At 42.6% G+C, this 20,260-nt stretch carries 14 protein-coding genes; 13 read left to right on the forward strand and 1 reads right to left on the reverse strand.

The features are described 5' to 3' along the window. The first annotated feature begins 63 nt into the window (after window positions 1–63). The 13 genes from G603_RS0112555 (at window position 64) to G603_RS0112615 (ending at window position 19,788) form a co-directional block, all read left to right on the forward strand. A complete protein-coding gene (locus G603_RS0112555; protein ID WP_026525159.1) occupies window positions 64–1,005 on the forward strand; it encodes a flavodoxin family protein in 942 nt (313 codons plus the stop codon). Window positions 1,006–1,023: 18 nt separating this feature from the next. After that, window positions 1,024–1,491: a hypothetical protein gene (locus G603_RS0112560; RefSeq protein ID WP_026525158.1), complete on the forward strand. Its 468-nt coding sequence runs from the start codon at window positions 1,024–1,026 to the stop codon at window positions 1,489–1,491. 181 nt (window positions 1,492–1,672) lie between these two features. After that, window positions 1,673–3,808 (forward strand): HD-GYP domain-containing protein, encoded by a 2,136-nt coding sequence (locus G603_RS0112565; RefSeq protein ID WP_035793106.1) that lies wholly within the window; start codon window positions 1,673–1,675, stop codon window positions 3,806–3,808. A 12-nt stretch (window positions 3,809–3,820) separates the two neighbouring features. Further along, a complete protein-coding gene (locus G603_RS20285) occupies window positions 3,821–8,047 on the forward strand; it encodes an ATP-binding protein (RefSeq protein WP_051207817.1) in 4,227 nt (1,408 codons plus the stop codon). Between the two features lie 40 nt (window positions 8,048–8,087). Continuing rightward, window positions 8,088–8,846: a response regulator gene (locus G603_RS0112575; RefSeq protein ID WP_026670443.1), complete on the forward strand. Its 759-nt coding sequence runs from the start codon at window positions 8,088–8,090 to the stop codon at window positions 8,844–8,846. 38 nt (window positions 8,847–8,884) lie between these two features. Beyond that, entirely contained in the window at window positions 8,885–11,272 is a 2,388-nt protein-coding gene (locus G603_RS0112580) for an HD domain-containing phosphohydrolase (protein ID WP_026670444.1), read from the forward strand. A gap of 105 nt (window positions 11,273–11,377) precedes the next feature. Then, entirely contained in the window at window positions 11,378–11,677 is a 300-nt protein-coding gene (locus tag G603_RS0112585; protein ID WP_026495550.1) for an ATP-dependent Clp protease adaptor ClpS, read from the forward strand. A gap of 1 nt (window position 11,678) precedes the next feature. Next, on the forward strand, window positions 11,679–13,907 hold the full coding sequence (locus tag G603_RS0112590) for an AAA family ATPase (protein ID WP_026670445.1): 2,229 nt from the start codon (window positions 11,679–11,681) through the stop codon (window positions 13,905–13,907). Window positions 13,908–13,959: 52 nt separating this feature from the next. After that, window positions 13,960–14,625 carry a leucyl/phenylalanyl-tRNA--protein transferase gene (gene aat, locus G603_RS0112595; protein WP_026670446.1) on the forward strand — a complete coding sequence of 222 codons (666 nt, stop codon included), beginning with the start codon at window positions 13,960–13,962 and terminating at the stop codon, window positions 14,623–14,625. Then, entirely contained in the window at window positions 14,622–15,284 is a 663-nt protein-coding gene (locus G603_RS0112600) for a YczE/YyaS/YitT family protein (protein ID WP_026670447.1), read from the forward strand. The genes aat and G603_RS0112600 overlap by 4 nt, the downstream gene beginning before the upstream one ends. A gap of 192 nt (window positions 15,285–15,476) precedes the next feature. After that, window positions 15,477–16,772: a hypothetical protein gene (locus G603_RS20290; RefSeq protein ID WP_051207819.1), complete on the forward strand. Its 1,296-nt coding sequence runs from the start codon at window positions 15,477–15,479 to the stop codon at window positions 16,770–16,772. Window positions 16,773–16,784: 12 nt separating this feature from the next. Continuing rightward, on the forward strand, window positions 16,785–18,278 hold the full coding sequence (locus G603_RS0112610) for a bifunctional metallophosphatase/5'-nucleotidase (RefSeq protein WP_035793108.1): 1,494 nt from the start codon (window positions 16,785–16,787) through the stop codon (window positions 18,276–18,278). A gap of 19 nt (window positions 18,279–18,297) precedes the next feature. Further along, window positions 18,298–19,788 carry a bifunctional metallophosphatase/5'-nucleotidase gene (locus G603_RS0112615; protein WP_026670449.1) on the forward strand — a complete coding sequence of 497 codons (1,491 nt, stop codon included), beginning with the start codon at window positions 18,298–18,300 and terminating at the stop codon, window positions 19,786–19,788. A 187-nt stretch (window positions 19,789–19,975) separates the two neighbouring features. On the opposite strand, the gene G603_RS0112620 is transcribed toward G603_RS0112615, so the two are convergent. After that, on the reverse strand, window positions 19,976–20,260 hold a 285-nt coding region (locus G603_RS0112620; protein ID WP_196808072.1), incomplete at its 5' end, for a transposase.

Raw genomic sequence — 20,260 nt, forward strand, 5'->3', positions numbered from 1 at the left:
CGACCGCAAGGCGGTTTATATATGCATTAAATAACAAAAAGCTTTTATAAGTAGGAGGTTTCAATGAAAATTTTAGGACTGTCCTGTGGGACAAAAAACGGTAACAATGATACAATGTGCCGCGTTGCCCTTGAGGCTGCAAAGGAGATGGGGGCTGAGATCGAGTTCATCCATGTTTTTGACTGGGATATTAAGTACTGCTCTGGTTGCGTTGCATGCTCCAGAGGACTTGTAATGGGTAAGGGTATGATCTGTTCTCAGAAGGACGATTATGCTGCACTTTTTGATAAGATGGCTGAGGCTGACGGTGTTCTCATCGTAGATCCTATCTATGAGTCAGGCGGATCAGGACTCTTCCATGTACTTTGTGACAGAATGGGTCCCGGACATGATATCGGAATGCTCTATATGGCTGACGGAAAGCTTAAGGAGCAGGGACTTCCCGGACTTGATCCCAAGTATCTTAAGAAAAAGGCTATTTCATTCGTCGGTATCGGTGGTTCAGACTGGGCATGCCGCGTAGAGACAGATCACGCTATGCTCGCAATGAGTCCCGCATGGACTGTAATTGATAACGATTACTTCTCATGGTCAAAGGACGTTATCATGCAGGATGACAAGATTGAGCGCATGAAGCAGATCGGTCGCAACCTTGTAGAAGCTGCCGGTGATATTGAGCACGCTAAGTGGATGGGAAAGCCCGGCGCATGCCCTCACTGTAATGGTAACAACTTCTATATTCATCCCGGCACAACAGACTGTGAGTGTGAGCTCTGCGGACTTCACGGAACTCTTGAAATCGTAGACGGTGCATTCAAGTTCAAGTTCGATCCCGCTGATGAGGCTAAGGCACACGACACAATTTCAGGTAAAAAGATGCACGGCGATGATATTTTCCAGAACGAAGGCAGACTTATGAATCTGTTTAAGGATCCTGAATTCAAGGCACGTAAAGCACACTATACAGCAGTATGTGAGCCTACACCATCACCGTCTAAGGCTTGATATAAAGGGAGGAGAAAAATGGGTAAACCTAGTTTAAAATTCTTTATTGTATTTAATCTGGTTATGAATATTCCGCTTGCTACTGCAATGTCAATTGGGGGAATGGTATTTTCAGGAAATGCGGACAAGATGTTCACAACACCTTCGCTTGCGATAAACATTCTGGTGGGATTTGTTCTTGCATGCGTAGTTAATGCTCTTGTACCGGTTCCGCTTATCGCAATGGGATTTCCCAAGCTTTTTAAGGTTGATCCTGAGAGTGTACCCGGCAGATTCCTTGGTAATGTACCTGTAGTAGTTATCTTTGTCGTGATAATCGGACTGGTAATGAACCTGCTCAATGTTCAGGTATTTGCAGGAGCTCCGTTTCCGGCATTTATCTTTGCATTTATTGGTACATTTATTCCCATGTACATTCTGTGCTATGTAATTGCGATGATCTTCATTCCGATAGCTCAGGGAGCAGCTGCAAAGGCTGATAGATAAAAGAAATCCATAAAAATTTTTTAAAGCTGAAAACGACGTTATTATCGTTATTTTCAGCTTTTTTGTATGATATTGTAATTTTTTTTCATATTTATTTAATAGGAAAAAAGCTGCGTAAATGCTATCATTTACTATATAGTGCTTGTATTATGGGCAAGTATCTTTTCATGAGGGGAAAAGAGTGAAGATAAGCATTTCGCATAAAATAGATAAAAACAGAATATTGCGCGATGCACTTGTGCTGTCCGGAATTGCGGCCAACGTATTACTGGGCTTTATTATGAGCAGCCTTAAACTGCCACTTTATCTTGATACGACGGGGACCATTTATGTCACTCTGATAGCAGGTCCTTTCTTTGGCATTTTAACAGCGGTTGTGACTAACACTGTTTCTATGTTGTTTAGTCCGACAAACATGTATTTTTCTGTTATAAATGCTCTTATAGCTATTCATACCTCAGTTTTCTCAAGAAAACACTCCTTTAGAAAAGTTAAAGATGTATTTGGTTATATCCTGATGTTAGCGATGATATCGGGCATACTTAGTGTCATTATCCGTAGATTTATCGGGGTGGATACGCAGGGCTCTGTGGTTGACAACGCAGCTATTGAGTTTGCTGCAGCAACGGGATTTCCATATTTGCCGGCAGCTATGATGCTTGATGTTTTGGTTAATGTCTTTGATAAAGGTATTTCCCTTGGATTGGCAGTTTTGGTTATTCGTATTCTTCCGGATGATATTTCTACCAGAATCGCGAACAGTATTGTAAAGCAGCGCGTAATGACTGAAGAGGAAGAAAACAGGATATATAGGTGGAAGGCTGATTCAAAGGGGTCCGTACGATGGAGGGAGAGCAGTAAGCTGCTTCTGACTTCATTTGTACTGGTAATTGCTATGGCCTGGATTGGGCTTACCCTGTATTTTAACAGTGCTAAAAATGACAGAATAGAGGCCGCCAGCAACGCCTGCAGGTTTGCTGCAGAGATAGTCGATCCCGACATGATTGATACATATATGATGGAGGGTGAAAATGCCCCCGGCTATCTGGAAACAAAGGAAATGCTTTACAAGATACGTAATAATTCACTGGGCGTTGATTATCTGTATCTGATAAAAGTAGAGGAGGATGGCTGCTACATTATTTTTGATCTGGATACGGAAACGGAGTATGGCTATGACATAGGGACAAAGCTTCCTTATAAAGATGCCTTCTTGCCATATAAAGATGACATTCTGGCCGGAGAACAAATCAAGCCTATTGAAGCAAGAGATGAGGAGAGTTGGCTTCTTACTATTGGCTATCCCCTTAAGAATGATGATGGGAAAATGGTCTGCTATATTATCTGCGATGTTTCTCTTGAGTACATGGCGGATTATATGATCGACTTTATCATGAAGATTCTGCTGATAATGGCTGGACTATTTATTCTTATTGTTGCCTTTGAACTTTGGACCACCAGTATTTACACCACATATCCTCTCAGTGCAATGACATCCTGCGTGGAGGAGTTTGCTGAAGCAGGCGACGATCAGGTGAGCCTTGATAATAATGTGCGAAGAATCAGATCTCTTAACATTCATACAGGGGATGAGATAGAGAAACTGTATAAGACCATTTGCGACCTGACGTTAAATCAGGCCGAGCAGATGAGAAGCATAAGACATCTGTCTGAGTCCACCATGCAGATGCAGGACGGACTTATCATAACAATGGCAGATATGGTCGAGAGTCGTGACTCCGATACCGGTGCCCACGTCCAGAAGACCGCAGCTTATGTAAAGATTATTGTTGAAGGCTTAAAAAGAAAGGGCTATTACGCAGAGAAGATCACACCCAAGTTTATCTCTGATATAGTCAGATCTGCGCCTTTGCATGATGTGGGAAAAATTAATATCTCCGATAAGATTCTGAATAAGCCCGGCAAGCTTACTGATGAGGAGTATGAGATCATGAAAACTCATACTACAGCCGGTAAAGAGATAATAGAGAAGGCAATCAGTACCGTTAAGGGCGGAAGTTATCTGAAAGAAGCCCGAAATATGGCTGCATATCACCATGAGAGATGGGATGGTAAGGGATATCCTGAGGGACTTCACGGTGAGGTTATACCGCTTTCAGCCAGAATCATGGCTGTTGCTGATGTTTTTGATGCCCTTGCATCGCCGAGAGTATATAAGCCGGCATTCCCGCTTGAAAAAGCTATTGAGATCATACAGGAAGGCGCGGGAACACAGTTTGACGCTAAATGCGTGGAAGTATTTGTAGAATCGATTTCTGAAGTAAAGGTTATTCTGAAGAAATATGATCGTATGTAATTTGGAGGTTGCATGTCATTGAAGTATTTTAAATTTAAAAACTTCATAAGTACAGTTGCAATCCTGTCCGTTTTATCTTTTTTATGTCAGCCTCAGAGTGTCGCTGCGGCTGAAGAAGATGATGGAGAAAAGGCAGGTGGCGGTTATGCCATTTCCGGCCAGATATCCCAGGAGGGATATACGGCTGAGATTTATGATGCCTCAAATGGACTTATCACTTCGGATGCCAATTATATATTGGGAGCCAGCGACGGATATATCTGGATTGGTGGCTACAGTGGAATTATGAGATATGACGGCTCTGAGTTTGAAAGACTTGAGACCTCGGAAGGTCTTACCAGTGGACGTGGTATTTTTGAGGACAGTAAGGGCAGAATCTGGGTTGGAACCAATGATAACGGTGTTGTTGTGATTGATGGTGAGACAAGAACTCACTATACCTACAAAGAAGGTATGCCTTCATCTTCAATCAGATTTTTTGAAGAGGATAATGAGGGTAATGTTTTCATAGGAACTACCGCAGGAGTGGCTTATGTGGACCCGGAGGGACAGCTCAATATCATTGATGATGAGAGAATCAATGAAGAACGCGTTCTTAAGCTTGATGCCGATTCCAATGGTCGGATATATGGACAGACCAAGAATGGTAAGGTTTTTGCGATAGAGAATTGTAAAATAACAGATGTTTTTACAAGTGATGAGCTGGGAATGGAGCCCATAACCACCATATTGGCTGATCCTCACAGCCCCGGATATATCTACTTCGGTACAGAGAGTAAGTACTTATACTATGGAGCCTTTGGTGATAAGGGACCAATGATGGTGAAGATAGTGGTTGCCCCCATTGATAACACTCATTGGCTCAGCTACGACTGTGACAGAGTCTGGGTATCATCAACAAGCCGCTTAGGATATCTAGATGATAAGGCGAAATTTCATGCACTTGTAAATCTGCCTATGAACAGCTCCATAGAAATGACTACCTCTGATTATCAGGGTAATATATGGGTAGCTTCGTCAGCCCAGGGTGCCATGAAGATTGTGGCCAATAATTTCCTTGATCTTTCTGAGATTTCAGGCATGGAGAAAAATGTAGCAAACGCCACCTGCAGACATTTGGGAAGGCTATATATAGGAACGGATAACGGTCTTTATGTACTGAATAATGATTTTACACCTCTATATGATGCTCTGACTGACTATATGACAGGAACCCGTATCAGAGCAGTCATGGAGGACAGTAAGAAAAATCTCTGGGTTGCCGGTTACAGCAATGAAAAGGGACTGGTATGCTTTGATGCTGACGGCAGGATAACAGCTTATACCACCAGAGAGGGTATGCCCCATAATCAGATAAGATGCATTACTGAAGCTATGGATGGAAGCCTTGTCGTAGGAACAAATGGCGGAGTAGCAGTCCTTAAGAACGGTAAGGTAGTTAAGACCTATGGTCAGGAGGAAGGTCTTAAAAATACTGTTATTTTAGCAATTATTGTGGAAAATGGCGGCAAGATTTTTGCGGCTACTGATGGTGATGGAATATATGTAATAGACGGTGATGCTGTTACGAAAATTGGTCGTGAAGATGGATTAACCAGTGACGTAATAATGAAGATGGTTAAGGACGACAAAAGTGAAGTAATCTGGCTTGTGACCTCTAACTCAATCCAATATATGAAGGAAGGGGTTATGCATGCCGTCACCTCTTTCCCTTATAACAACAACTATGATATTTATTTTGATAACAATGATTCTGCCTGGATAATGTCTTCCTGCGGAATATATAAGGTGGATGTGAAGGAGCTTCTTGATGATGATGTCAAAAACTACAGACTTTATACCATAGCAAATGGCCTGCCCTATGCGATAACAGCCAATTCTACCGGAACTTTGGACAGTGAAGGTAATCTTTATATTCCCGGCAGATATGGTGTGATAAAGGTTAACATCGACAGGTATTATGAAGAAAGTGCTGATATAAAGGTTGCTGTGAACTCTGTATATAACGGTGATACCAAGATTCTTCCGGATGAAAATGGCAGATATGTAATACCGCCATCCGATGAACGTATCAGAATTCATACGGCTGTGATGGACTATACTACGTTGAATCCTACTGTCAGACTGTTTTTTGAAGGCCGTGAGGAGTCAGGAATCACATTGAAAAGAAGTGAGCTTACGCCTCTTGAATATACCGGTTTGTCCTATGGTGATTATCCTCTTCACATTCAGGTACTTGGAAGTAATAATGAGGACGTCATCATTGACGAAGTTTTTGAAATAATTAAAAAGCCAAGACTTAGAGAACTTTTACTGTTCAGGTTGTTTATGGCCCTGATTCTGGCGATTGTTACCGGTTTTGCAGTATACAGGATAATGAAGGTTACGGTCATCACAAGGCAGTATGATGAAATCAAAAAGGCCAGAGATGAGGCCCAGAGAGCTAATACCGCCAAAACAAGGTTCCTTGCCAATATTTCTCATGAGATCAGAACGCCCATTAACACCATAATGGGTATGGATGAGATGATCATGAGAGAGGATCCGACGGATGTGCCCAAAAGTTATTTCATGTCCATGATGAACTATGCTTTTGATATACGAAATGCATCGGAATCTTTGCTTGGACTTATCAATAATCTTCTTGATATGTCTAAGATAGAATCCGGCAAAATGCACGCTGTAGAGATAGAATATGATGTTCAGGATATGCTGAGGTCAATTGTATCCATGGTCAGAGTAAGAAGTACCCAGAAAGAGCTGACCTTTGATGTCGTGGTGGACGAGATGCTGCCCAAGAAACTTTATGGCGATTCGGAAAAGATAAAGCAGATAGTCATTAATCTTTTGACTAATGCAGTAAAGTACACGAATTATGGCGGCTTTGTCCTTAATGTAACAATGCTCAGAAGAGAAGATGATACTTGCAAGGTGGCCTTTTCCGTAAAAGATACCGGTATGGGTATCAAGGAAGAGGATATGCCCAGGATTTTTACTGCTTACGAGAGACTTGATGAAGAGAAAAACAGTGGAATACAGGGAACAGGTCTGGGACTTGATATATCAAGACGTTTTGCTGAGCTTATGCACGGAACTCTCACCTGCGAAAGTGTATACGGTGAGGGATCTGAATTTACGCTGACTGTAGACCAGAAGATAGTAGATGAAACACCTCTCGGAAACTTCGTAGAGCATGAAGAACATGCGGTGGATGGACCGTATGTGCCTAAGTTCGTTGCGCCGGATGCGGATATTCTTGTGGTGGATGATAATCCCATGAACCTGAACGTCATCCAGAGACTTCTTAAGGCGACAAAGGTGTTTGTAACCACGGCTTCCAGCGGTGAGGAATGTCTTGATAAGATTGCTGAAAACAAGTTTAACGTAGTATTTCTTGACCACATGATGCCGGGAATGGACGGCGTTGAGACTCTGGCAAGGATCAGGGAGAGATATAAGGATCTGCCTGTTTATGCACTTACCGCCAATGCAGCTCTCGGAGAGAAGTATTATACGGACAAAGGCTTTAACGGTTATCTGGCAAAGCCTGTGGACAGTAAGGCTTTGGAAGAGACCATCATGCGTCATCTTCCCGAGGAGATCATGCAGAAGGCAGAAGCGGCAGATGCTGTAGAAGACCTTAAGGAACTTCCTGAGAATATGCTTTGGATCAATGATGTTCCTGAGATTTCCGTTGATGAAGGTATTAAGAATTCCGGCGGTATTTCAAGCTTTATTTTCTCGCTGCAGCTTTTCCTGGAGACCATTGACACCAATGCTAAGGTTATTCAGGATGCCTACGACAGCGGCAATATAAGGCTTTATACCATCAAGGTTCATGCTCTTAAGAGTTCTGCAAGAATTATCGGTGCCGGAGATTTGGCTAAGCTGGCTGCAAGTCTCGAGGATGCAGGTAATCACGAAGATGTGGAGTTTATCGATGCCAATACCGATAAATTCATGGCTGATTACATGTCATTTAAGGAGAAGCTGTCAAAGCTTACTACCGGAAATGACCAGGATGACAACAGGGAAGCAATACCTGAGGAAGAGCTGAGAGATGCTTATGATGCTCTGGCTGACGTCGTTCCGCAGATGGACTATGATGCTGTTGAGATGATTATTGGGCAGCTTAAGCAGTATAAGCTGTCACCTGAGGATGAAAAGAAGATAACTGAACTTGAAAAGCTCCTCAGGACCTTTGACTGGGATGCTATGGAAGAACTACTTTCCTTATAATAGTTGATTTTTTATCTAGAATTTAGAGAGGGATGAAACGATGGCTGCAAACAAGATGATAGTTATCGGAGAAAAGGAATCTTTTATTGTCCGGGTGCTGATTCAAAAAGCGCAGGGAGCAGGCTGCGATACGGAATTTGCGCACCTCAGTGTGGATGGCATTAACGCCAAGATACAGGATGTGTCGCTTATAACGCTGTATCTGGATGACAATACGATGCCCCAGGAAGATGTCCTTCATTATCTGACGGATATCATGGATGAGAGAAATCTTCAGATGATACTTATAGGTGAGCAGATAGATATTGAGCAGATTCGAAAGCACCTGCCTGAAGAGCTTATCTATGAGACCTTCTGCAGACCTGTGGATAATGAGAATTTTGCAAGGACAGTGGCGGATTATTTTACGAAGGTAGCCTCCGGAGAATTCAAAAAGAGCATCCTTATAGTGGATGATGATCCTCAGTATCTGACACTTGTTAGGGAATGGCTTAAGGGAACTTATAAAGTATCTATGGCTAATTCCGGCCTCAGAGCTATTAAGTGGCTTGGCAAAAACAAAGTGGATCTCATTTTGCTTGATCATGAGATGCCTGTTACCAGTGGACCACAGGTTCTTGAGATGCTTCGAAGTGATCCGGAGACAAGAAGTATTCCTGTAATGTTCCTTACAGGTAAAGGCGATAAGGAAAGTGTTATGAAGGTTGTTGCCCTAAAGCCTGAGGGATATTTCCTTAAAAATATTGATAGAGAAGAGCTTATTGAGAAGCTGCAGGAGTTTTTTATTCTGCATAAATAATTAGAAATGTAACTGTTAACCGAAGGAGAAGCCGGTAGATGTTTGATTTTATAAGAGCAAATCAAATGGATATTATGCTTGCATTATGTGCGATGTGTATGATGATGGCACTTCTGCTTGTTATTACCAGATTTTTGCCCTGGAAAAGGAAATGGATCCTTATAGGCATGGAGCTGGTGGCTACATTTTTGCTCTTTTTTGACAGGATGGCATATATATATTCCGGAGATCCAAGCAGAACCGGATATTACATGGTAAGAATATCCAATTTCATGGTATTTTTCCTGACTTCGGGCATAGTTTTTACATTCAATCTATACCTGATAGATCTTCTCAGTAATGAAGGAAAGCTTAACAATACGCCAAGAAGGCTTATTTTTACAGGTGTTGCGTCTATCCTTGGTATGCTTTTGGTTGTTGTATCCCAGTTTACAGGACTCTATTACTATTTTGATGAAACCAATAAATACCACAGAGGTCCGGGATTCCTTATCTGTTACCTTATCCCCGTAGTGGGGCCTATTGTGCAGTATACGGTTGCTTTTCAGCACAGGAAAAAATTCAGTAAGTTTATCAACGCGGCGCTGTTTTTGTATATTTTTGCACCGATAGTAGTGGGCGTTATACAAATTTTTACCTATGGAATTTCCATTGTTAATATGGCGATGGTGCTGGTTTCCATATCTCTTTACATCTTTTCATATCTGGACGTAAACGATGAGGTTATGCGCATTCACAGAATGGAGATGGAAAATCTTCAGAACGAGAAAAAGAGTATGAGACGCCTCTTTGATCAGACAGCTACGGCATTCATTACAGCAGTAGAGAAAAAGGATGAATATTCCCGTGGACATTCTTCCCGTGTGGCAAGTATTGCCAGGAAAATCGCGGAAGCCGCAGGCAAAACCGAGGAAGAATGTGATGAGATATATTATGCTGCACTGCTTCATGATGTAGGTATGATTGGCCTTCCTGACAGCATTATAGGTAAGGATGATGATCTGACGGATGAAGAATATGAAATCGTTAAGAATAAGCCAATAGTCAGCGGCGAAATTCTTTCCAATATCTCAGAGTATCCATACCTTAGTATTGCAGCCAGGTATTGTAATGAAAAATATGACGGAACAGGCTATCCCGAGGGGTTAAAGGGAGATGAAATTCCGGAAATGTCGAGAATAATAGCCATTGCTGATGCCTATGCAGCCATGAGATCCAAGAAAAGATACAGGGATCAGCTGCCAAAGCCCATTATCAGAGAAGAGTTTATAAGAGGTGAAGGCAATCAGTTTGATCCATACTATACGGATATTATGGTCAGAATCCTTGATGCGGACGCTAATGAATATGGTCAGGGTGAGAGAATACCTGTAGAAAAAGAGATCAGATGTGATAGCTACAGAGGTTCCATTACAAGAGGCATATCCATTGAAAATCATGTGAAAAAGGTACGCTTTGATTGTCTGCCAACAGTAGCTACAAAAGATGAAGGCTTCAGCGGCCCTGCCTTAATCCTCTTTGACTCCTTTGATGAGACGGTTCACAGGACAGAAAAGGGTATAGCCGCTTATCATTATGTTGAATATGGTGAGGTCTGGTTTGATGGCCACTATGTTTCTACATCTGTAAGAAACATGGAGGTCAATGTAAGTGATAAGTCCAAGGCTGATGCTGAGCCTTATAAGGATTCCGAGATCAAAGAAGAGAAATACAATATAACTTCCTACAGATATCAGGATCATATTAAGGTCATTCTTGAAAGTAGAAGCAAGATTGTTGAGGTAGTAGCAGCATTGCCTGATAAATCGAAGTCAGCATATATAGGGCTTACAGGTGAGAACTGCTATATAAAGAACATTATTATAGAAGATACGGCTGAAGTGGTTCATGAGGGTGAAATTCCAAGAATAGCAGATGATGTTTACTATACTGATAGAATCGAGTCAGATATCCCTAACATTCAGGTAGACAGGACCCGCTCCGCATCTACAAAGGGCGTTCCCATCAGAGATTATCTGACCCTCAAGTTCCACTCCTTAAGTCTGCCATCCTCTACACTTATCTGGCATTGTCCTTATGTTGTGCTTTATTCATCTGATGATAAGGAAGTAGGCGGCAAAAACTACCGTGAATATGCTATGGTGAAGCTTAACGGCGAAAGTAATGTTCCCAACGAATATGCCACAAATAAGTTTGTTGTGGAAAAAACAAGCGAATTTACGAACTGGGATAATTTCAGAAAAGCATGTAAGGCCGGCATAGAATGCGAAGTGCAGATCAGGAAAAAAGGAAATCGCGTAACGATAAAATCTGAAACGTTGGGCATAGCACTTGAGAATATCACTACTATAAATGATCCTCCGACGGAGATTTATGTAGCTCTTACCGGAGACCAGGTAGCGCTGACGGATATCAGAATAAGGTGATTTGCCCGGTGTGACGGTGTATTTACCGGAAGATCGGAATATGTATAATAGTATTATTAAAGCCGGATTTTCATAAGTCCGGCTTTTTATGGAGGAAATATAGATATGGCTACCCAGGGACAGGCAAAAGAGCGAACAAAGAGCATGATTAAAGAACCCAGGCAGTTTAACGTCATCATGTACAATGACGATTTCACCACCATGGAGTTTGTGGTGGATGTGCTGGTTGATATTTTTCATAAGGATGAAGTAACAGCTCAGTCCATTATGCTGAACGTACATAAAAAGGGACAGGCAGTTGTGGGGAAATACCCCTATGATATCGCATCCACCAAGGTGAATGCGGCACTGCTGCGGGCAAAACAGGAAGGTTATCCTTTCCGCATGAGTGTGGAGGAGGCGTGATATGAATCTGTCAAAAGAGGCTATGGAGGCTATCCAGAAAGCGATAGCAATGGCCAGTGAAAATAATTACGAATATGTGACACCTGAGATGGTGCTGTTGATGATATTGGATGATCCCTCTTTTTCAGAGGCTTACGAGTCCTGCGGCGGGGATCTTGTTGCACTTAGTAAGAATCTGATGTCATATATCAGGAAATATATTGATAAAACAAGTGGCCGGGAGCCGGAATTATCCATTGCTACGCAGCAGATGGTGAATTTTGCGGGGCAGAGCGCTTTTTCCAGCGGTTGCAGCCAGATTCACATAAGGCATCTTATTCATGCGATCTGGAACCTTGATAACAGCTACGCTGTCTATTATATGGAACAGGACGGGCTCACAGAGGCGGATCTTTTGCAGGAGCTGTCCTATATCGAGGATGAGAATAAGATAGAGGGCGGAAGTGCCACTACAGGGAATCCGGAGAAGCAGGAAGATACCGGTAATCTGAAGATTTTTGCGCCATGTCTCAATGAGACCTTAGAGGATGTGAATCCGCTTATTGGCAGAAAAGAAGAGCTTGAGCGTACCATACAGATACTTTGCAGGAAGGATAAAAACAATCCCCTCCATATAGGAGAGCCGGGTGTGGGTAAGACAGCAATTACCTACGGCCTTGTGGAGCTTCTTAGAAAGGACGAGGTGCCGGATGCCATTAAGGGTGCCAAGGTATTTGCGCTGGATCTTGGCGGAATGCTGGCCGGAACACAGTACAGGGGCGATTTTGAAAAGCGCTTTAAAAAGGTTCTCTCAGAAATTGGCAAAGAAGAAAAGCCAATTATTTACATAGATGAGATTCACAATCTTTCAGGTGCCGGCGCTGTGGGAGAGGGTTCATTTGATGCTTCCAACATGTTAAAGCCCTATCTTGCAGACGGACATATCAGGTTTATCGGTGCCACAACTTATGAAGAGTATAAGAAGTACTTTGAGAAAAATAAGAGCTTAGTGCGGCGTTTTCAGAATGTGGAGATAAAAGAGCCTACTGAGGATGAGAGCATTAAGATTCTCGAGGGCCTTAAGGAAAAATACGAGGAATATCACGGCGTAAAATATGATGATGAGGTGCTGCCCTACGCTGTAAAAATGAGTGCCAAGTACATCAACGAGAGATATCTTCCCGATAAGGCAATAGATATTATTGACGAAGCAGGCTCCTTTAGAAAGCTACATCCCACAGGCAAGAAGACCAACACGGTTAACAAAGAAGTTATAAACGAAATATTGACAAAGATATGCCGTGTGCCAATCGAAACTGTGGAAACAGATGATATTACAGGGCTTTCAACCTTAGAGGACAGACTTAAGGGCAAGATTTTCGGTCAGGACGAGGCTATCAGCCAGGTGGTAAATGCAGTTAAATTTTCAAAAGCCGGGCTTTCAGAAGAGAATAAGCCTCTGGCAAGCCTTCTTTTCGTGGGACCTACCGGCGTTGGTAAGACAGAGATTGCAAGGCGCCTTGCAGAGGAACTGGGCGTTAAGCTTGTGAGATTTGATATGAGTGAATACGGTGAAAAACACGCTGTTGCCAAGCTTATCGGATCTCCTGCAGGTTATGTGGGCTATGAGGAAGGCGGAATACTTACAGAGGCCATCAGGAAAAATCCCTCATCAGTGCTGCTTCTTGATGAGATAGAGAAGGCACACCCGGATATTTTCAATGTGCTTTTGCAGGTTATGGATTATGCCACTCTGACAGACAATCAGGGCAGAAAAGCAGATTTCAGGAATGTGGTTGTGATCATGACATCAAATGCCGGAGCTAACCGCCTTGGAAAGAGTGGAATAGGCTTTGTCAGCGAAGGTCACGATGACAGCGTCCTTATGGAAGAAGTTAAGAGAGTGTTCCAGCCTGAATTCAGGAACAGGCTAAGTAAAATCGTATCCTTTAACAGCATGGATGAAAAGATGGCCGAGCTGGTTGTTGAAAAGAAGCTCGCTGAGCTTAAGGATCAGCTTATTGTTAAGAAGATAAGCTTTAGTGCTGATAAAAAGGCGAAAAATCTCATTAAAAAGCGCGGAATCAGCCAGGAATTTGGTGCAAGAGAGGTTGACCGCGTGATAAGAAACGATATTAAGCCGCTGTTTGTGGATGAGATTCTCTTTGGAAAGCTCAAAAACGGCGGAAAAATCTCCCTTACGGTTAAGGATGGTGAGTTTGTTACCGCAGCCGGCGGGAAGGGTAAGTGATTTGAGTTTTGACCGTTTTGTCTGGCTTTGTGATTAAGGCGGTGGGATATCTATGGCAGTTTATAAGTTAGATGATAAAGAAATATATTTTCCCAATCCTGTTCTGGCAGATGATGACGGGCTTTTAGCCATTGGCGGTGACCTATCTGTGGAAAGGCTGGTTCTTGCCTACAGTAACGGCATTTTTCCCTGGTATAACGAGGGAGAGCCTATTTTGTGGTGGGCCCCTAAGGAGAGATTTATCATAAAGCCCGGCGAAGTACATGTTTCACATTCAATGCGAAAGTTCTTTAAAAAGCATGAAACTCATATCCTCATAAACCGCGATTTTGCTGATACTATGCACAGATGCAGGTTAAAGAGAGAGGATAACGTGGGTACATGGATAACGGATGATATGGAAAAGGCTTATGGCCAAATGGCGGAAAAAGGGCTGGCTTTAAGCGTGGAATCATACGTTGATGGCGAGCTTGCCGGGGGCCTTTATGGAGTTAGCCTTGGTAAATGCTTTTTCGGTGAGAGCATGTTTTCTGATCTGCCAAACGGGTCTAAGATTGCTCTGATAATCCTGTCGCAGGTGCTTTTACAGAATGATTATGTGATGATCGACTGCCAGTTTGAGACGGAGCATCTTAAGAGTATGGGTGGTTTCACTATCAGTTTTGATGAGTATCGAAAGCTTCTGGACCAGGGGCTATACGAGAGGAAACGAAAATGAAAGATAAGAATTTGGTAAAAAGAACCTGTATGACGCTTTTTGGCGTAATTATTTGTGCTATAAGCGTTGGAATATTTAAAATAGCGGCTCTTGGCGTGGATCCCTTCCAGTCCTTTATGGCGGGGCTTGACCTGGTGGTGCCCATCAGCTTTGGAACACTTTATGTGATAACCAACGCAGTTTTGCTGACCTTTGCCCTGATTTTTGACAGGCATTACATCGGAATTGCTACTTTTATAAATCTTTTCCTGCTTGGATATATCACTCAGTTTACCTACGAGTTTTTGCAGACTGTGATCGTGAATCCCTCAATTCCTGTAAGAGTGGCGTGCCTTGTGGTGGGCGTTGTGATCATATGCTTTGGTTCAGCTTTCTATATGACTTCAGATCTGGGTGTATCAACCTATGATGCGATAGCGCTTATTATCTGCAACACATGGAAAAAGGGTAAGTTCCAGTACGTCAGGATCATCACAGATCTTGTGTGCGTTATCCTGGGTGTGGTTTTGTTCCTTATATCCGGTGGAAAGGCGGCTGCTATTCCCACAATTGCCGGCGTCGGAACCATCATAACTGCTTTTTTCATGGGGCCTCTTATCGAGTTTTTCAACGTACACGTTGCCCGTCCGATATTGACAGGAAATACTAGTAAAAAATAAGAAAATATCAATTCGAAATTCGTAAAACACAAACGAAAAAAGGTGGAAAAATTTGTGAAAAATTAATTCACAAAAAGCCTTTTGTTTGTGTTTTTTTATTTCAAAAATTGCTAAAATGTTATTGCTACACTGTAAGTAATAGTACCTAAGTATGGGTTAAGACATCTACCATTGCATATCAGGAGGGGGATTATGGCAGATATACTGAACTTTAAGTGTCCTTGTTGTGGGGCTAAACTGACTTTTAGCGGCAAGACAGAGCAGATGACCTGTGAGTTCTGCGAGGCCAGCTTTACCATGGAGCAGGCAAAAGCAGCACAGGAGGCCGAGGCTGAGGATGCAGCATCCTCCAGTATGACCTGGACCACCACTGAGCAACTTCTTATAACCGATGAAAACGGTAAGGTTGCAGGTTACAGATGTCCTTCCTGTAGCGCGGAAATGGTAGCTGATGAGCATACCGCCGCCACCGAATGCCCATATTGTGGCAATCAGGCCATAATTCCGGATTCTTTTGCGGGATTGTATCAGCCGGATTATGTGGTGCCCTTTGCAGTTGATAAAGAGAAGGCAAAGGCACAGCTTAAGGAATTCGTCAAAGGGAAAAAGCTTCTTCCCAAATCATTCACTACAAACAACAGAATAGATTCTATTACGGGACTGTACGTTCCGTTCTGGCTTTATAGTTGCAAAGCAGATGGCTCTGTGACTTTTGAAGGCGTCAAGAAAAGTACCCGTGAAGACAGCAATTTTACATATGAAAAGAGCGACTTTTATAGCGTAAAAAGAAGCGGCGAGATGGAGTTTGAGAAGATTCCCGTAGATGCTTCCAGTAAGATGGACGCCACGGTTATGGAGTCTTTGGAGCCTTTCGATATGGCTAAGGCTGTGAAGTACGATGCGGCATATTTTAGCGGTTATCTTGCTGACAGATATGATAAAGAGGAGAAGGATGCCCAGCCAAGAGCCAATGAGCGTGTCCTTAATACCTTCAGAGATAAGATGAGAGAGCAGGTAAGCGGCTACGATACCGTGGATGTGAAGGGCGAGAACATTAATTTATCGAATGCTAAGGCAGAATACGCCATGCTTCCTGTGTGGATGATGACCACCAAATATGAGGGGAATACCTATACTTTCGGAATCAATGGCCAAAGCGGCAGGATGGTGGGCTCTCTTCCTATCGATAAGGGACTGTACTTGATAAGATTCGCTCTTGGAACAGTGATTCCCTTCATAATTATAATGATGGGAATAATATTCTTTGGAAGTAACGGAATCACAGCGAAAGCTGCGATAATCGACCTGGTTGTATCGATAATAATAGGTTTTATCTATGTTTCTATCCTCAAATCCGGGATGAATAATGTACATCAAAACCGCGAAGCCACTAAATATATGAAGGATTCTTCCTATAAAAAGGGCAAAGCCTTCGATATTTTCATGTACAGCAAAACAGAGAAAAAGCAGAAGCCTAAGCAGGCTTAATGAGGGATTTCTATGAAGCATAAAGAAAAGAAACCGGATAAAAATTTGAAAAAGCTGACACTGTTACATTCAAATGATATGCATGGCGATTTTTTGGCAGAAAAGGCGGACGATAAGCTTATAGGCGGCGTTTCGTTGCTGTCCGGCTATGTCAGCAAGGTTCGTCATGAAGAGGAAAATGTCTTATATGCTATTGCCGGTGATATGTTCAGAGGATCGGTAATAGATTCTGAATTTCACGGAATTTCGACAATACAAATTATGAATATGTTGGCACCGGACATTGTTACTGTGGGTAACCATGAGGTAGATTATGGTGTTGCACATCTTCTTTTTCTGGAAAAATGCGCGGATTTCCCGATAATAAACGCTAATTTGTACATAAAAACCAATCACACAAGACTTTTTGATCCATGCAAGGTCATAGAGATAAATGGCATGAAAGTTCTGTTCATCGGTATTTTAACTGAGGCGGCTCTGGCACAGTGCAAGATGGACAAAATGATAGGCACCTTCATTACTTTGGAGGATGCAGCCAACGAAATCGGCAGAATCTGCAACACTTATAACGCTATTGATGTGGATCTTACGGTTCTTCTGACCCATATAGGTTTTGAGGAGGATCAGAAGCTGGCAGAGCTGATGCAGCCCGCATGGGGAGTGGATCTAATTATCGGAGGCCACTCGCATACCTTCTTAGAGGAGCCTTGCGTTGTTAATGGTATCCCCATTGTTCAGGCAGGAACCGGCACGGATCAGATTGGCCGATTTGACCTGGTTGTGGATACTTCAAAGAATTGCATAGAAAGCTACAAGTGGGAGCCGATTCCCATTAGTGATAAGACCTGTCCAAGGGATTTGGCTATCGAAGATATTATTTTAAATTACAAAAATACCACAGATGAAAAATATGGCAGAATCATCACGAAATTTGTTCGAAAGCTTACCCATCCTTCCAGATATCAGGAGACAGAGCTTGGCAATCTTTTCGCAGATATAATGAAGGATGCTCTGGGAGTAGATATATTCCTGCTGGCTTCAGGGTCAGTGAGACTTAAAGAGCTGGGACCTGTGGTTACAAAAGGTGATTTTGATGCGACTTTCCCTTATGATGATGCGGCATTTGTCACCTATTGGACTGGAGCCCAACTAAAGCATGGCATTCTTAGAATGCTTAGGGATGAGGCTTTTGAGGGTAAGCACACGGAGTTTTATCAGTTATCCAAGGGCTTGGAGGTGGAGTACGACCAGAAAACCCACTCAGTTCTGAAGTTTGATTTTGAAGGCGAGCCTATTGATGATGAAAAGATATATTCTGTGGGAATGCAGGAATATCATTTCAAGAATCTGCCGGATTCCTTCGATCTGACTCAGGAAGAACTAAAGAAAAATCATTCACTACGCGCTGTAGCTACGTCATGTTCTCAGGTTTTGGAGGAAATGCTTCAGAACGGACTGCATCAGGATGCGGTAGTTGAGGACAGAATTAAGTTACATCTCATTTAATGATAGGGGGACAGTAATAATGAAACATTTAAAGAAACTGACACTATTACATTCTAATGATATGCACGGCGATTTTCTGGCTGAGGAAATTGATAAGGATCTGGTGGGAGGAGTATCCCTTTTATCAGGTTATGTCAGCAAAGTGCGCCATGAAGAGGAAAATGTTTTATATGCTATTGCCGGTGATATGTTCCGTGGGTCGGTAATAGATTCAGAATTTCACGGAATATCGACAATTCAGATCATGAATATGCTGGCACCGGATATCGTCACTGTGGGAAACCACGAAGTAGACTACGGCGTAGCGCACCTTCTTTTCCTGGAAAAATGTGCGGAGTTCCCGATAATAAATGCCAATCTTCATATAAAAACAAACAATGCAAGGCTTTTCGAGCCCTGCAAAGTCATTGAAATTGGCGGCATGAAGATTCTTTTCATCGGTATCATCACAGAGGTTGCGCTTATGCAGGTTAAGGCTGATAAGCTTATCGGAACCTTTGTAACACTGAATGAAGCTGCAGAGGAGATAGGCCGAATCTGTGATACCTACAATGCCATGGATATTGATTTTACGGTACTTCTTACCCATATTGGCTTTGAGGAGGATCAGAAGCTTGCTGAGATGCTTGACCCTGCCTGGGGCGTTGATGTGATCATCGGAGGTCACTCACATACCTTTATAGAGGAGCCTGCGGTAGTAAATGGAATCCCGATTGTACAAGCGGGTACCGGTACTGACCAGATTGGTCGATTTGATATCCTGATTGATACGGATAACAATTGTATAAATAGCTACAGCTGGAAAGCGATTCCCATAAACGAGTCTACCTGCCCCAAGGATCCGGGCATAGAGGAGATAATAAATAACTATAAACACAGCACTGACGAAAAATATGGCAGGATCATCACAAAATTTGTTCGCCAATTGACACATCCGTCAAGAATCAGAGAGACAGAGCTGGGGGACCTTTACGCAGATGCACTGTGCGAAACCTTAGGACTTGATATGTTTTTCCTGGGGTCAGGTTCCATTCGAACAGAGAAATTGGGGCCTGTTGTGACCAAGAAGGATTTGGATGAGAATTTCCCTTATGACGATAGTGTCTTTGCAACATATTGGACAGGAGCACAGATTAAGCACGGACTTTTAAGAGTTCTGAGAGACGAGGCTCTCGAAGGGGCTCACACGGAGTTTTATCAGCTCTCCGAAGGGTTTGAAGTGGAGTATGACCAGAAGAGTCATTCATTTTTAAAGTTCAATTTCCAGGGAGCTCCCATTGATGAGAATAAGGTTTATTCTGTAGGCTTGCAGCAATTCCACTATACCAATGTGAAGGATTCCTTCGATTTAGAGCTGGAAGATCTTGATAAGAATAAGAAATCAAGACAGGTCTGCACCTCCTGCGCAGGTGTCATCGAGGAAGTATTGCAGAGAGGTCAACATCAGGACGCCTACGGAACAGGCAGACTTATCATACACCTTGCAGACGGAACAGTGACAGGGGTGTGAATCGAAGAACTCTGCGGATCAACACGAAAATTGCGAATATGTTCTGAAATTAAAGAAAGGGGCTGTGAAAAAATGAGATAATCATTTTTTCCAGCTCCCTTTTTATATCATTTTTTGTGAGGTATGCTGTTTCTGGCAAAAACAGAGTATAATGCCCCTTTCCCCAAAAACTACAAACTTTTTAAACTCAGGCAGCTTCTTGGAGATGCATCTTTTTATTGTGATATTTATATAAGTTATGACCTATTGAAACCAAAAGAACCTCAAGTTTTACGGATTCTATTCCTTTTCGGACTATTCTTTTATACCAACGATCATTTTTTATGATTCCGAAAGTACCTTCCGCTTGAATGGATCTGTTCATTCTAAGGAGTGCTCCCTGGATGCTTTCAAGATTATTTATAACCTCCTGATGCATAGCGGTCAGTTCTTCGTTTATTCTTATAGTTCTGTTTTTATCTGTCTTCTTGCA

This window comes from Butyrivibrio sp. AE3006, from assembly GCF_000424165.1.
GTDB lineage: Bacteria > Bacillota > Clostridia > Lachnospirales > Lachnospiraceae > Butyrivibrio.

Excerpts from the sequence above, each read along its gene's own strand:
- G603_RS0112580 (WP_026670444.1), top strand. The coding sequence starts at position 8,885 with ATGTTTGATTTTATAAGAGCAAATCAAATGGATATTATGCTTGCATTA.
- G603_RS0112600 (WP_026670447.1), top strand. The coding sequence starts at position 14,622 with ATGAAAGATAAGAATTTGGTAAAAAGAACCTGTATGACGCTTTTTGGC.
- G603_RS0112610 (WP_035793108.1), top strand. The coding sequence starts at position 16,785 with ATGAAGCATAAAGAAAAGAAACCGGATAAAAATTTGAAAAAGCTGACA.
- G603_RS0112575 (WP_026670443.1), top strand. The coding sequence starts at position 8,088 with ATGGCTGCAAACAAGATGATAGTTATCGGAGAAAAGGAATCTTTTATT.
- G603_RS20285 (WP_051207817.1), top strand. The coding sequence starts at position 3,821 with ATGTCATTGAAGTATTTTAAATTTAAAAACTTCATAAGTACAGTTGCA.
- G603_RS0112615 (WP_026670449.1), top strand. The coding sequence starts at position 18,298 with ATGAAACATTTAAAGAAACTGACACTATTACATTCTAATGATATGCAC.
- G603_RS0112590 (WP_026670445.1), top strand. The coding sequence starts at position 11,679 with ATGAATCTGTCAAAAGAGGCTATGGAGGCTATCCAGAAAGCGATAGCA.
- G603_RS0112560 (WP_026525158.1), top strand. The coding sequence starts at position 1,024 with ATGGGTAAACCTAGTTTAAAATTCTTTATTGTATTTAATCTGGTTATG.
- G603_RS20290 (WP_051207819.1), top strand. The coding sequence starts at position 15,477 with ATGGCAGATATACTGAACTTTAAGTGTCCTTGTTGTGGGGCTAAACTG.
- aat (WP_026670446.1), top strand. The coding sequence starts at position 13,960 with ATGGCAGTTTATAAGTTAGATGATAAAGAAATATATTTTCCCAATCCT.
- G603_RS0112555 (WP_026525159.1), top strand. The coding sequence starts at position 64 with ATGAAAATTTTAGGACTGTCCTGTGGGACAAAAAACGGTAACAATGAT.
- G603_RS0112585 (WP_026495550.1), top strand. The coding sequence starts at position 11,378 with ATGGCTACCCAGGGACAGGCAAAAGAGCGAACAAAGAGCATGATTAAA.